Origin of the sequence: Blautia sp. SC05B48, from assembly GCF_005848555.1 — a bacterium.
Lineage (GTDB): Bacteria > Bacillota > Clostridia > Lachnospirales > Lachnospiraceae > Blautia_A.
This window is the reverse complement of record NZ_CP040518.1, coordinates 1,365,877-1,380,492: the sequence shown is the minus strand read 5'-3', so window position 1 is coordinate 1,380,492 and position 14,616 is coordinate 1,365,877. Positions and strand designations below refer to the sequence as shown.

The 14,616-nt window shown below is 46.8% G+C and carries 11 protein-coding genes, 1 tRNA gene and 1 riboswitch; of the genes, 11 read left to right on the top strand and 1 reads right to left on the bottom strand.

Translation table 11 applies throughout. The annotated features are described in order from the left end of the window. Positions 1 to 60 precede the first annotated feature (60 nt). On the bottom strand, positions 61 to 1,521 hold the full coding sequence (locus tag EYS05_RS06320) for a nicotinate phosphoribosyltransferase (protein WP_138276821.1): 1,461 nt from the start codon (positions 1,519 to 1,521) through the stop codon (positions 61 to 63). A gap of 275 nt (positions 1,522 to 1,796) precedes the next feature. Between EYS05_RS06320 and EYS05_RS06315 the strand changes: the two genes are divergently transcribed. The 11 genes from EYS05_RS06315 (at position 1,797) to EYS05_RS06265 (ending at position 14,612) form a co-directional block, all read left to right on the top strand. Next, positions 1,797 to 1,868 (top strand) — tRNA-Gln (locus tag EYS05_RS06315). Between the two features lie 145 nt (positions 1,869 to 2,013). Next, positions 2,014 to 2,721: an acyl-[acyl-carrier-protein] thioesterase gene (locus EYS05_RS06310; RefSeq protein WP_015526738.1), complete on the top strand. Its 708-nt coding sequence runs from the start codon at positions 2,014 to 2,016 to the stop codon at positions 2,719 to 2,721. Positions 2,722 to 2,785: 64 nt separating this feature from the next. Then, positions 2,786 to 3,487 (top strand): L-ribulose-5-phosphate 4-epimerase, encoded by a 702-nt coding sequence (locus tag EYS05_RS06305; RefSeq protein ID WP_138276820.1) that lies wholly within the window; start codon positions 2,786 to 2,788, stop codon positions 3,485 to 3,487. A gap of 204 nt (positions 3,488 to 3,691) precedes the next feature. Then, positions 3,692 to 3,934, top strand: a complete 243-nt coding sequence (locus tag EYS05_RS06300) for a helix-turn-helix domain-containing protein (protein ID WP_138276819.1) — start codon at positions 3,692 to 3,694, stop codon at positions 3,932 to 3,934. 193 nt (positions 3,935 to 4,127) lie between these two features. Then, a riboswitch (Lysine riboswitch) is annotated at positions 4,128 to 4,298 on the top strand. Positions 4,299 to 4,483: 185 nt separating this feature from the next. Continuing rightward, positions 4,484 to 6,070, top strand: coding sequence for a Na+/H+ antiporter NhaC family protein (locus tag EYS05_RS06295; protein ID WP_442858070.1), 1,587 nt, complete (start codon positions 4,484 to 4,486; stop codon positions 6,068 to 6,070). 178 nt (positions 6,071 to 6,248) lie between these two features. Further along, on the top strand, positions 6,249 to 7,091 hold the full coding sequence (locus EYS05_RS06290) for a CvfB family protein (RefSeq protein ID WP_021652585.1): 843 nt from the start codon (positions 6,249 to 6,251) through the stop codon (positions 7,089 to 7,091). Between the two features lie 106 nt (positions 7,092 to 7,197). Then, positions 7,198 to 10,665 (top strand): DNA polymerase III subunit alpha, encoded by a 3,468-nt coding sequence (locus EYS05_RS06285; protein ID WP_138276817.1) that lies wholly within the window; start codon positions 7,198 to 7,200, stop codon positions 10,663 to 10,665. A 68-nt stretch (positions 10,666 to 10,733) separates the two neighbouring features. Then, entirely contained in the window at positions 10,734 to 11,723 is a 990-nt protein-coding gene (pfkA, locus tag EYS05_RS06280; protein WP_059086454.1) for a 6-phosphofructokinase, read from the top strand. A gap of 8 nt (positions 11,724 to 11,731) precedes the next feature. Further along, entirely contained in the window at positions 11,732 to 13,126 is a 1,395-nt protein-coding gene (locus tag EYS05_RS06275; protein ID WP_243119244.1) for a TrkH family potassium uptake protein, read from the top strand. A gap of 13 nt (positions 13,127 to 13,139) precedes the next feature. Beyond that, the gene (locus tag EYS05_RS06270; RefSeq protein WP_138276816.1) at positions 13,140 to 13,799 is read left to right on the top strand and encodes a potassium channel family protein; all 660 of its coding nucleotides are present in this window, start codon (positions 13,140 to 13,142) and stop codon (positions 13,797 to 13,799) included. A 36-nt stretch (positions 13,800 to 13,835) separates the two neighbouring features. Next, positions 13,836 to 14,612, top strand: a complete 777-nt coding sequence (locus EYS05_RS06265; RefSeq protein WP_138276815.1) for a TrmH family RNA methyltransferase — start codon at positions 13,836 to 13,838, stop codon at positions 14,610 to 14,612. Positions 14,613 to 14,616: the final 4 nt, after the last annotated feature.

Here is a 14,616-nt window from a genome sequence, read left to right as displayed (position 1 = left end):
TTTCCTTATCCATAAGCTTATGATAAGAAAGGAGGGTTTATGAATGCTTATTTCTGTTTATCAGAGCTCTTTTTCACTCATTTCTTCCAGGAGAGCCTTCTTCATGTCATAGAGTGACTGGGAGAGATCTACATAAACCTTCTGCGGATTAACGAAACGTCTGGATTCATCCCACAGTGTGTTCTGCTCCTGTTTGCAGTAGTCGCGGAGTTCCATGACAGATGGAGACTTGTAAACGCTCTTACCATCTTTAATTACCGGAACAAGGAGCTCACGGAGTTCGTAGGTTCCGCCAAGAACCTTGGTCTTTTTCCAGGTGTCAACCGGGTCGAAGATCACCATAGTTTCTTCCGGATCGAATTTCTCATCTGCAAGGCAAATCAGATCGGCCTTGATCTTGCCGGTCTTCTTGCTGTAGATACGGTATACAGTCTTGTTGCCCGGGTTGGTAACCTTTTCTGTGTTTTCGGAAAGCTTGATCTTCGGCTGGAAGGCATCGCTGTCAGCGTCCTTTACAGCGGCAAGTTTATATACGCCGCCGAATGCCGGATTGTTATCGGCTGTGATCAGCTTGGTTCCGACGCCCCAGGAATTGATCTTGGCATCCTGGGCCTTCAGGCTTTCGATAAGATATTCATCAAGATCGCTGGATGCGGAAATGGTAGCATCATCGAAACCGGCAGCAGCCAGCATCTTGTAAGCTTTTTTGGAAAGATATGCAAGATCACCGCTGTCGATACGGATTCCATAGTTCTTCAGCTGGATACCTTCCTCACGCATCTCCTCAAATACACGGATCGCATTGGGAACACCGGATTTCAGGACATCGTAGGTGTCAACCAGAAGAGTACAGGAATTCGGGTAAAGTCTCGCATAGGTCTTAAAGGCAGTGTACTCATCCGGGAAACTCATGATCCAGGAATGAGCATGTGTTCCGAGAACCGGAACGTTAAACATCTGGCCGGTCAGTACGTTGGAAGTACCGGCACATCCGCCGATCACTGCAGCTCTGGCACCGAAGATCCCGGCGTCCGGACCCTGGGCACGGCGAAGACCGAATTCCATGATGGGATCGCCTTTAGCTGCGTGGCATACACGTGCTGCCTTAGTGGCAATAAGACTCTGATGGTTCATAATGTTCAGGATGGCCGTCTCTACAAGCTGAGCTTCCATGATCGGTGCGATAACCTTGACCATCGGCTCTCTCGGGAAGATCACGGTTCCCTCCGGAATTGCGTAGATATCACCGGTGAATCTGAAGTTGCTCAAATACTCAAGGAAATCATCCTCAAAGATGCCAAGACTTCTCAGATAGGTAATGTCTTCTTCTGAGAAACGGAGATTTTCGATGTATTCGATCATCTGCTCCAGTCCTGCACAGATGGCAAAACCGCCTTCGCACGGATTGTTGCGGTAGAACATGTCAAAGACAACGGTCTGGTTGGTAGGGTTTTTGAAATATCCCTGCATCATGGTAAGCTCATAGAGGTCCGTGAGCAGAGTAAGGTTATTTGCTCGCATAGCGTTCTCCTTTGGATGCCTCCGGATATTGTGACCGGAGGGAAATACACGGTTGTTTCCGCTCTTTTTATTATACGGCTTATTATAACACAAAGGAGTGGATTGTAAAATTTTTTTTACTGCGTAAACCCGCATATAATAAGGAATTTTAACAGCAGTTTAAGAAATTTTGAAAAAAAATAAAAAAAATTAAAAAAAGGGGTTGCAATTTCAAAAAAGCTGTTATATAATAACATCCGTCGCAAGCGATAAGGCAAGCGAAAAACAAAACACATAGGGCTATCGCCAAACGGTAAGGCAACGGACTCTGACTCCGTCAGTTCAAGGTTCGAATCCTTGTAGCCCTGCTTCTTAAGTACCTCAGTTGCGAGGTACTTTTTTTGTACTCAAAAATAAGAAGATATTCGCAATCCGCTGCGCCCCAAAAAAACAAGTGCGTTTCTTCCTGCAAAGTGTTACAATAAAGTATAGACAGTATGACAGGAGGCACGAATGAGTTACAGTTTTGAGAGTCGAGTAAGATTCAGTGAGATCGGAGAAGATGGCTGTCTGACGCTGCCGGGAGTTCTGGATTATTTTCAGGATTGCTGTACCTTTGAATCCGAGCAGACAGGAGTCGGTATGGAAGTATTAAAGGAACAGAAAAGAGCCTGGGTACTTTCTGCATGGCAGGTGATCGTGAAGCGGTATCCGAAGCTTGGTGAAAATATAAAAGTAACAACAATTCCTTATGGATTCCGTGGATTTATCGGAATGCGTAATTTTATTCTTGAGACAATGGATGGTGAGAAGCTGGCATGGGCCAATTCCTACTGGTCCTTTATCAATACAGAAACCGGTCTTCCGGAAAAGCTGACACCGGCAGATACAGATCCCTATGATCTGGGCGAAAAAATAGAGATGGATTATGCACCAAGAAAGATTGCGCTTCCGAAGGAACGGGAAGTGCAGAATGCTTTTTCCGTACAGAAGCATCATCTGGACACCAATCATCATGTGAACAACTGTCAGTATATCCGGATGGCAGCGGATCATCTGCCTGAGGATTTTAAAGTTGGTCAGCTTCGTGTTGAATATAAACGTCAGGCAGTACTGGATAATGTTATCATTCCGGAAGTATATATGACAGAAAATAAAGAAGCTGTAGTTCTCAACGCGGAGGATAAAGAACCTTACGCAGTAGTTGAGTTTACAAAATAAATACAGGCGGTAGAGATTAGTACATCGTTTTTGAAACAACTATACCGTAAAAGGAGGGCGCGCTATGCTTGAAAAATTAAAAGAAGAAGTTTACAGAGCAAATATGGATCTGCCCAAATATGGTCTTGTTACCTTTACATGGGGAAATGTCAGCGGGATCGACAGGAAGCAGGGACTTTTTGTGATCAAGCCAAGTGGTGTGGATTATGACAAGCTGACACCGGAAGACATGGTAGTGGTAGATCTTGATGGAAATAAAGTAGAAGGAAGATATAATCCATCCTCTGATACACCGACACATGCAGTTCTTTACAGAGCGTTTCCGAATATCGGCGGCATCGTACATACCCACTCATCCTGGGCAACAAGCTGGGCGCAGGCAGGCAGATCGATCCCGTGTTATGGAACCACACATGCAGATTACATTTACGGAGAAGTACCATGTGTGCGTAATCTGACCAAAAGAGAGATCGAAGAGGCATATGAGAAGAACACGGGAGTTCTTATTGCTGATTATTTCAAAAACAAAGATTATGAAGCAGTACCGGCTGTGCTGTGTAAGAACCACGGACCTTTTACCTGGGGTAAGGATGCTCATGAGGCAGTTCATAACGCAGTTGTTCTTGAGGAGGTTGCCAAGATGGCATCTCGCTGCGAGCTGATCAATCCGGATGTAAAACCGGCACCGCAGGAGCTTCAGGATAAGCATTACTACAGAAAACATGGTGCAAATGCATATTATGGTCAGGTAGGACAGGAAGACTGATCAGAAGAAAAAACAGTTTGACCCGATGGTGGATCGTTAATATCCGCCTGAGTGGAAATGCCGCGGAACAGTACCGCGGCATTTTTTGTCGAAAAATGCAGAAAATGTCAGATTTGCTGACCTTTAACACAGGTGCCGCCGAAATATATGCTAATGTCAAGAAAAATGCAGAACATTAACACATTTATTAAAATAGGTGGCAGGATGAAAATATACACTTATCAGGGAAAAAAGAACGTTTCCGGAGAAAAAATACGCCAGATGAGGAATATGAAACGGATGTCGCAATCTGCGCTGGTAGCAAAAATGCAGGTGGAAGGAGTGATGCTGGAGCGTGACAGTATCAGCCGGATCGAAGGAGGAGAACGTTTTGTAGCAGATTATGAACTGCGAGTGTTTGCAAAGGTGCTGGGAGTGGATGTGAAGTGGCTTCTGAATGAGCAGTAAATAAGGCAATATTGGATTACAGTTCGCTGGTAATATTCCGCGAAGCGTGTTACTGAAAACGGAGTGAAAAGTAACAATATTGGTCTGAATGGCAGGAATCTGTGTAAACTACTTGATATTTATGTCGGAAACTGCTACAGTATAAAGAAAAAAAGATGGCCGGGAAGTCCTGCGGAGGGCAAACGGTCACGGATAAGAAGATAGAGGCGCGGATTTTATCAGTATTTATGGATGCAAGGCCCTGGCAGGCCGTTCATAAAGAAAGGAAAATTTGCCGAAGTGCTCTGGAAGGCCAGATGACAGGGTGCTGGGATAACGCAGAATATGCGTTGTACTGTCACGGATGTGGAGCGCTATCGGTAGCACTTCGGGAGATCTGCATTTAATATGCTGAATGGAGATTTTCTGACAGGCTATTAGTTAAATAAGGATTATTTAACCGGAGGTGTTCTTAAGAAGAGACAGCCTCCGTTTTTTTGTCCCCGAAAAGGGAGGAGAAAAATGAGTAAAAAAGCAGGAACAGCATTGTCTGTTATGGCAATGGTATTCATGGGCGCACTGGCAAGTCCCCTGACTGTGCTGGCTGCGGATGCGGAGGAGACTTACCAGCCTGCTCTGTATGCAACGATCTGGGCACTGCTTCCACCTCTTGTTGCGATCGTCCTTGCACTGATCACAAAAGAAGTATACAGTTCTCTGTTTGTGGGAATTGTAGTAGGAGCACTGATCTATTCCGGATTTAAATTTGAAGGAACGGTAACACAGATTTTTGAGGGAGGAATCATCAAGGTTCTTTCTGACAGCTATAACGTAGGTATCCTGATCTTCCTGGTTATCCTGGGATCTGTGGTATGTATGATGAACAAGGCCGGCGGCTCTGCCGCATTCGGACGATGGGCCAGCAAAAAGATCCATACACGTGTGGGCGCGGAACTTGCAGCGATCATCCTTGGAATCCTGATCTTCATTGATGATTATTTTAACTGCCTGACAGTAGGAAGCGTTATGCGTCCGGTAACTGACAGACATCACGTATCCAGAGCGAAATTTGCATACCTGATCGATGCGACAGCCGCTCCGGTATGTATCATCGCACCGATCTCATCCTGGGCTGCTGCAGTCAGCGGATTCGTAGAGGGACAGGATGGACTTGCGATTTTTGTAAGAACCATCCCGTATAACTTTTACGCGATCCTTACTATTGTAATGATGGTTGGCATGGTACTGATGAAAACCGAGTTTGGTGCCATGAGAACACATGAGATCAATGCTCTGAACGGAGATCTTTATACAACATCTGCAAGACCGTATGAGAATGCAACGGATGATGAGACACCGAATCCGAGAGGAAAGGTGATCGATCTTGTGATCCCGATCGTTGTGCTTGTTATCTGCTGTGTCATCAGTATGATCTATACAGGAGGATTTTTCAGCGGAACAGATTTTGTTACCGCATTTTCACAGAGTGATGCCTCTACAGGCCTTGCAATGGGAAGTGCTTTTGGTCTGGTGTTTGCCATTATTTTCTATATGATCCGCCGTGTGATCAATTTCAGAGACTGTATGGGATGCATCCCGGAAGGCTTCAAGGCTATGGTACCGGCGATCATGATCCTGACCTTTGCATGGACACTGAAGGCTATGACAGACTCACTTGGTGCAGCGGTATTCGTAGAAGAAGCAATGCGTTCTGTTGCCGGTGGTATTGAAGTTATCCTTCCGGCCATTATTTTCCTGGTGGGATGTGGACTTGCATTTGCTACAGGTACTTCCTGGGGAACCTTTGGTATCCTGATCCCGATCGTTGTTGCGGTATTTGAGAAATCCAGTCCTGAGATGATGATTATTTCCATGTCTGCCTGCATGGCAGGTGCAGTTTGCGGAGACCACTGCTCACCAATCTCCGATACAACGATCATGGCTTCCGCAGGAGCACAGTGTGATCATGTGACTCACGTTTCCACACAGCTTCCGTATGCGATCCTGGCTGCGGCAATATCCTTTGTAACTTATATTGTTGCAGGTTTTGTAAAAACAGCATGGATCGCTCTTCCGGTGGGAATCGTGCTGATGCTGATCGTACTTTTTGTCATTAAAAAGATGAACCCGATGCCGATTGAGAAACCAACAGAATAACAGACTAACCCAATGTGGGGGCAGATTTCCCCATGAATGGCAAATAAAAGGCAGTGACGGAAAGAAATTTCCGAAGCTGCCTTTTTTGTGCTTTCTATAATAATTCTCTTATGTTATAATGCAGGACAGACAGCAAATAGTAAATGATCATATATAGTTTTAAGGAACAGGAGTAAGAATGATAGAATTAGGTAAAAAACAGAAATTACTGGTTGTAAAAACCGTGGATTTCGGAATATATCTTGGAGAGGACCGAAACGCACCTCAGAATGAGCGGGTGCTTCTTCCGTCCAAGCAGGTACCGGAAGGAACCAAAGCAGGTGATGAGATCGAAGTATTCATCTATAAGGATTCCCAGGACAGACTGATCGCAACGACCCGTGAGCCGATGCTTCAGGTGGGACAGACAGCAGTCCTTAAGGTAAAACAGGTCACCAGGATCGGTGCTTTTCTTGACTGGGGACTGGAGAAGGATCTTCTTCTTCCGTATCATGAGCAGACCAACCGGGTCCGTGAAGGCGAGGAGTGTCTGGTAGCTCTTTATGTAGATAAGAGCAGCAGACTCTGTGCAACCATGAAGGTGTATCATTATCTTTCCACCAGAACTCCTTATGTACCGGGAGATTCGGTAAAGGGGCGTGTCTATGAGATCAGCGGGAATTTCGGCGTTTTTGTTGCGGTAGATGATAAATATTCCGCTCTGATCCCGGCACGGGAGGCAACAGGCAAGTACAGACCGGGAGCTATTCTTGATCTTCGTGTCACAGAGGTGAAAGAGGATGGCAAGATGAACGTCAGTGACCGCCAGAAGGCTTACATCCAGATCAATGAGGATGCAGAGAGCGTATTCAGCGTGATTGAGGAATTTGCAGGGGTGCTGCCATTTGATGATCATGCTTCACCGGAAGTCATCAAGAGAGAGTTTGGCCTCAGTAAGAACGCATTCAAGCGTGCAGTCGGTCATCTGATGAAGGAAGGAAAAGTAGAGATCCGTGACAAGAGGATCTACATTAAAAAATAACAAGGTGTTGACCGGCTCCGGATCAGACACGCTCCGGCACGTTCAGAGAAAAGTGCAGAGCGGGGAGGATCCGGAGCCCTGTTTTTTTACGATAAGGAGAATAAATTTGGAGTTTACACATTTACATGTCCATACAGAATACAGCCTTCTGGATGGCTCCAATAAGATCAAAGAATATGTAGCCAGAGTAAAAGAGCTGGGTATGGACAGTGCGGCGATCACTGATCATGGCGTTATGTATGGTGTCATTGATTTTTACAGGGCTGCAAGAGAAGCCGGGATCAATCCGATCCTCGGATGTGAGGTTTATGTGGCTCCGGGCTCCCGTTTTGACAGAGAAGTGGGAAGTGGGGATGACCGTTATTATCATCTGGTCCTGCTGGCTGAGAATAATCAGGGATACAGCAACTTGATGAAAATTGTATCCAAGGCATTTGTGGAAGGGTTTTATTACAAGCCACGTGTGGATCTGGAGCTTCTGGAAAAATATCACGAGGGTATCATTGCCTTAAGTGCCTGCCTGGCAGGAGAGGTCGCCAGATATCTTGCACGTGGAATGTATGAGGATGCCAAGATCGTGGCATTACGTTATCAGGATATTTTCGGAAAAGGAAATTTCTTTCTGGAGCTTCAGGATCATGGGATTCCGGAGCAGCAGACAGTAAATCAGCAGCTTCTCCGTATGCACAGAGAGACGGGGATCGATCTGGTTGCCACCAATGATGTGCATTACACTATGGCAGAGGATGCGGAACCACATGATGTTCTTCTTTGTCTGCAGACTCAGAAAAAGCTCAGCGATGAGAACAGAATGCGCTATGAGGGCGGCCAGTATTATGTGAAATCGCCGGAAGAGATGGCGAGGCTTTTTCCATATGCGCTGGAAGCGCTGGAAAACACGCACAAGATCGCGGAGAGATGTCATGTGGAGATTGAATTTGGTGTGACCAAGCTGCCGAAATATGATGTGCCGGACGGACTTACCTCATGGGAATATCTGAACAAGCTTTGCCATGAGGGACTTGAGCAGCGTTATCATCCGGTAACAGAGGAGCTGAAAAAGCGCCTGGATTATGAGCTGTCTACTATCAAAAATATGGGATATGTAGATTACTTTCTCATCGTATGGGATTTTATCAAATATGCCAGGGACAACGATATCATGGTTGGTCCGGGACGAGGTTCTGCCGCAGGAAGCCTGGTTGCCTATACACTTGGGATCACCCAGCTGGACCCGATCCGGTATGATCTGCTCTTTGAACGTTTCCTGAATCCGGAGCGAGTATCCATGCCGGATATCGATGTGGATTTCTGCTTCGAACGGAGACAGGAAGTTATTGATTATGTAAGAAGAAAATATGGTGATGACTGCGTGGTTCAGATCGTTACCTTCGGTACGCTGGCAGCCCGCGGTGTCATCCGTGATGTGGGCCGTGTTCTGGATATGCCTTATGCCCAGGTGGACACCATTGCCAAGATGATCCCACAGGAGCTGAATATCACCATTGACAAGGCACTGGGAATGAATCCGGAGCTTCGCAAGGCTTACGAGGAACAGGACGATATCCATCGTCTGATCGATCTGGCAAAACGTCTGGAGGGGCTTCCGAGGCATACCTCCATGCATGCGGCAGGTGTTGTGATCAGCCAGAAGGATGTATCGGAATACGTACCCCTTTCCAGAGCACAGGATGGTTCCATTGTCACGCAGTTTACCATGACAACACTGGAAGAGCTGGGACTTCTGAAAATGGATTTCCTGGGCCTCCGTACCCTGACGGTTATTCAGAATGCTGTGAAAATGGTGGAAAAAAGTACCGGTATGCTTCTGGATATGCAAAAGATCGACTACAACGATAAAAAGGTACTGGATTCCCTCGGAACAGGACGTACTGACGGCGTGTTCCAGCTGGAGAGCGCCGGAATGAAAAGCTTCATGAAGGAGCTGAAGCCGCAAAGTCTTGAGGACGTGATCGCGGGAATTTCGCTTTACCGTCCGGGCCCCATGGATTTCATTCCGCAGTACATCCGCGGAAAAAACCGTCCGGATACCATCCGTTATGATTGTCCGCAGATGGAGCCGATCCTGAAGCCGACCTATGGCTGTATCGTATACCAGGAGCAGGTTATGCAGATCGTCCGTGAGCTTGCAGGCTATACCCTTGGACGAAGTGACCTGGTACGCCGTGCCATGTCCAAGAAAAAAGCTTCTGTTATGGCAAAAGAACGCCAGAATTTCGTTTACGGAAATGCCGAAGAGGGAGTACCGGGATGTATCGCCAACGGTATTTCCGAGGAGATCGCAAACAAGATCTACGATGAGATGACAGATTTTGCAAAGTATGCCTTCAATAAGTCTCATGCTGCCGCTTATGCGGTGGTCTCCTATCAGACGGCATATCTCAAATATTACTATCCGGTAGAGTTTATGGCTGCACTGATGACATCCGTTGTGGAAATGCCAAACAAGGTTGCCGAGTATATTTCTGTATGCCGCCAGATGGGGATCCGGATCCTTCCGCCGGATATCAATCATGGTGTTTATGGCTTTTCTGTTGACAATGGTGCCATTCGTTATGCACTTTCTGCCATCAAGAGTATCGGCCGTCCGGTAATCGAGGGGATCGTGCGGGAGCGTGAGGAGCACGGAGAATATACCTCCCTGAAAACATTTATTGAGCGAAATATCGACCAGATCAACAAGAGGGTTGTGGAAAATCTGATCAAGGCCGGAGCGCTGGATTGCCTGGAGGGAAACCGGAATCAGAAAATGACGGTTTATACGCAGATCATAGACAGTATCAACCAGGATAAGAAGCATACCATGGCGGGACAGCTGAGTCTTTTTGATATTGCGCCTGAAGAAAATAAAAACGAATTTGAGATCCGTATGCCGCAGGCAGCAGAATATCCGAAGGAGACGATACTGACCTTTGAGAAGGAAGTTCTCGGCATCTATCTCAGCGGTCATCCGCTGGAGCGTTACCGGAATATGATGGAAAAAATGATCTCTGCAAAAACTTCTGATTTTCAGCCGGATGATGAAACAGGGATACCGGAGGTTTACGATAATCAGAAAGTGATCGTGGGCGGAATGATCACGGATAAAACCATAAAATATACAAAGAATAATAAGGTAATGGCGTTCCTTACAGTGGAGGATCTGGTAGGCACCGTGGAGGTTGTGGTATTTCCGCGTGATTACGAAAAATGCCAGATGTTCCTGAATGAAGATGCCCGGCTCTTTATTCAGGGAAGAGTATCCGCAGAAGACGACAAAGCCAGTAAGCTGATCCTGGAAAAGGTCCGTCTTTTTGATGATATGCCAAGAGAACTGTGGCTCCAGTTTGAAAGCCGGGAAGAGTACGCAAAAGCCGAAACCGGTCTGGTAGACGATCTGATGGAGTCCAGAGGAAACAGCACGGTGGTTATTTATCTCAAAGATGTCAAGGCAATGAAGAAACTTCCCCCTGCTTATCAGGTCCATATCGAGGACTCCTGGCTGGAACGCATGTGTGAAAAATATGGAAGTTCCAATGTTAAAATTGTGGAGAGAGTATTGAAAAACTTATAAAAATGCTATAAACTATACCCGAATATGTGTATTACAATAGGTTGTTTCATAAGATGGAGGATAACAATATGGCAGAGAACAAAATCAAAACGATCGGCGTTTTGACCAGTGGCGGTGACGCACCTGGAATGAATGCTGCAATCCGTGCTGTTGTCAGAAGAGGATTAAGCAGCGGACTGAACGTAAAGGGAATCTATAAAGGATACAGCGGTCTCTTAAATGAAGAGATCAGAGATATGACAGCAAAGGACGTTTCCGATACGATTGAGCGAGGCGGAACAATTCTTTATACTGCCAGATGTGCAGAGATGAGAACAGAGGAAGGACAGCAGCAGGCTGCAGAGATCTGCAGAAAGCATGGGATCGACGGCCTTGTTGTTATCGGTGGAGACGGTTCCTTCGCAGGTGCTCAGAAGCTTGCGAACCTTGGAATCAACACCATTGGCCTGCCGGGAACTATTGACCTTGATATCGCATGTACCGAGTACACCATCGGTTTTGATACTGCTGTAAATACAGCTATGGAAGCTATTGACAAGGTACGTGATACATCCACATCCCATGAGAGATGCAGTATCATCGAGGTTATGGGACGTAACGCCGGATACCTTGCAGTATGGTGCGGTATCGCAAACGGTGCTGAGGATATCCTGATCCCGGAGAAATATGATTATGACGAGCAGAAGCTTATTGACAATATCGTAGAGAGTCGTAAGAAAGGCAAGAAACACCATATCATCGTAAATGCTGAGGGCATCGGCCATTCAGAGGCTATGGCGAAACGTATCGAGGCTGCGACAGGCATCGAGACACGTGCAACTATCCTTGGTCACATGCAGCGCGGTGGAAGCCCTACATGTAAGGACCGTGTATATGCGTCCATGATGGGTGCTCTCGCAGTAGATCTTCTTGTTGCCGGAAAACGCAGCCGTGTGGTTGGATACCGTCATGGTGAGTTTGTTGATTTCGACATCAATGAGGCTCTTGCAATGCAGAAGAATGTAGATTCCTACATGTGGGAGGTCTGCAATTCTCTTTCTCATAATTACAGAAAATAAAAATATTTATGAACTTAAAAAAAGTTTCAGACGGATTGCATAAACTGAATACGTCACAAATAATTGCCCTCGGCTTTGCGGGGGTGATTTTTGTAGGTGGACTTATTTTATGGCTGCCGTTCTGCAGCGCACCCGGGCAGGCTGTTACCTTCCCGGATGCTGTTTTTACAGCGGCGACCAGCGTATGCGTGACAGGACTTTCCACAGTTGTCATGGCAGTTCAGTGGAGCCCCATTGGAAAAGCGGTTATCCTGTGCCTGATACAGATCGGCGGGATTGGACTGATCGCACTGGCAAATATGATATTCATCAGCCTCCGGCGGAAAATCTCCCTGAAAAACCGGCGGATCATCAAGGAATCCTATAACCTGGATGAAATGGGTGGAGTCGTGTCTGTAGTCCGCAGTGTGGTGAAATGCGTGTTTCTTGCAGAAGGAATCGGTGCGCTCCTGTATGCGTTTTGCTTTGTACCGGAATTTGGAATAAAAAAAGGTCTGGTGCATGCCATATTTCTGGCGGTATCTGCATTCTGCAACGCAGGGATCGATCTTTTCGGGGAAACAAGCCTTTCGGTATATGTGAGCAATCCGCTGGTCAATATCACTACGATTGGCCTGATCATTGTGTCAGGTCTTGGATTTATCGTCTGGTGGGATCTGTGGGATAAATTCCGCAAGGTTCTGAGAAAAGAGCTTTCCCCATCCAGAGTTTTTCGTGTACTGCGGCTTCAGAGCAAGCTGGTCCTTACGATGACCGGGATCCTAGTATTTTCAGGAGCATTTCTGGTATTTATCTTTGAATCCGGAAACCCTTCCACGCTGAAGGGGGCACCACTGGGAACAAAGCTCATGGCATCCTTTTTCCAGTCAGTGACAACACGTACGGCGGGATTTTATACCATGGATCAGTCGCTTTTGTCCACACCTACCGTGATCATTTCCCTGCTGTGGATGTTTATCGGAGGATCACCCATGGGCACTGCCGGTGGTGTGAAGACTACTACCATTGCGGTTCTGATCCTTTCTATTGCAGCATATCTTCAGGGAAAAAAGGATGTAGAGGTATACGGCCGCAGGATCCGTGAGAGCTATCTCCGTTCTGCCATGGTTGTTGCAGGAACCAGTGTGCTGATCCTTTTTACCATGACGGTGCTTTTGTCCGCAGTAATGCCGGGAGTGGATCTGGCAGATGTTTTATATGAGATCACTTCTGCGGGGGCTACAGTAGGACTTTCCAGAGGACTGACACCTCAGCTGAATGTGGCAGGCAAGTGGATCGTGATCCTTACCATGTATCTGGGACGTATCGGACCGCTGACACTTGGAACAGCAGTTGTGATGCGTGTACGCAACAGGCCGGGAAGCACCACGCATCTCGGTGAAGAAGATATCATGATCGGTTAAACAGGAGAATAGAATGAAAAATAAATCTTTTGCCGTGATCGGGCTTGGACAGTTTGGAATGACTCTGGCGGTGACGCTGGCAGAGTCAGACTGTGATGTCCTTGCCATTGATGACAAAGAAGAAAATATCGAAGAGATTTCCGAAAAAGTAACCTATGCGGTAAAAGCAGATGTCCGTGAACCGGGAATCCTGAAGGCTCTGGGAGTTCAGAATGTGGATGTAGCCATTATCGCAGTTGCCGAAAATCTGGAAGCCAGTATTTCCGCGACCATGCAGGCCAAGGATCTGGGAGTGCCCTTTGTAGTTGCAAAAAGTATGAATTCTCTTCATGGACGTATACTTGACAAAATTGGTGCAGATAAGATCATTTATCCGGAACAGTCCATGGGACTGCGGGTTGCCAGAAATCTTATGTCCGGCGGGTATCTGGATGTGTTTGAGCTCTCTGCGGAGTTTAGTATGGCGGAGTTTTCCATACCGGCATCCTGGATCGGAAAAAATCTGATAGATCTGAATGTGCGGGAACATTTTCACATTAATATTATTGGCATCAAGCAGGGTGAAAATGTCACGGTAGATCTGGATCCGTCCGAACCGCTTCCGGACAACTGTTCCATAATCGCTATCGGAAAAAACAAGGATCTGAATGCAAGTCGTGAGGAATTACGTTGACCGAATGCGGATTGCCAGAAGGAGAGAAATGAAAGTATGATAACCAGTGTGTCAAATGCAAAAATAAAAAATGTCATGCAGCTGAACCAGAAGGCAAAAGCCAGAAGAGAGCAGGGCCTTTTTGTGGCAGAGGGCCGGAAAATGTTTCTGGAAGCACCGGAAAGCTGGGTTTCCCAGGTGTTTATCTCCGAGACAGTTTCCCGGGATGGAGAGCTGATGTCCCGGGCAGAAAAATATCCCTGTGAGATCGTGAAGGATTCTGTATTCCGTCAGATGTGTGATACCAAGACTCCCCAGGGAATCCTGACAGTTCTGAAGCTGCCTTCCTGGAGCGAGGAGGAGGTACTGGCGGGGGAAAATCCTCTGGTCATGGTTCTGGAGGATCTTCAGGATCCGGGAAATGCGGGAACCATTCTCAGGACCGGTGAGGGCGCCGGCGTAAGCGGAGTTTTCCTCACAAAAACCTGCGTGGATATCACAAATCCCAAGGTGATCCGTTCTACCATGGGTTCCATTTACAGAATGCCTTTTCTATACGTGGAAGATGTGGTATCATTAGAAAAGAAGCTGAAAGAAAAGGAAATCCGCAGTTTTGCAGCTCATCTGAAGGGCGAGAATTCCTATGATCAGGAATCCTATAAGGGCGGTACCGCATTTTTTATCGGAAACGAGGGAAAGGGCCTGACCGATCAGGCAGCGGAGGCAGCAGACTGTCTGATCCGCATTCCCATGTGCGGAAAGGTAGAATCGCTGAATGCTGCCATGGCATCAGGAATCCTGATGTACGAAGCTGCAAGACAGAGAAGAGAATAAGAGA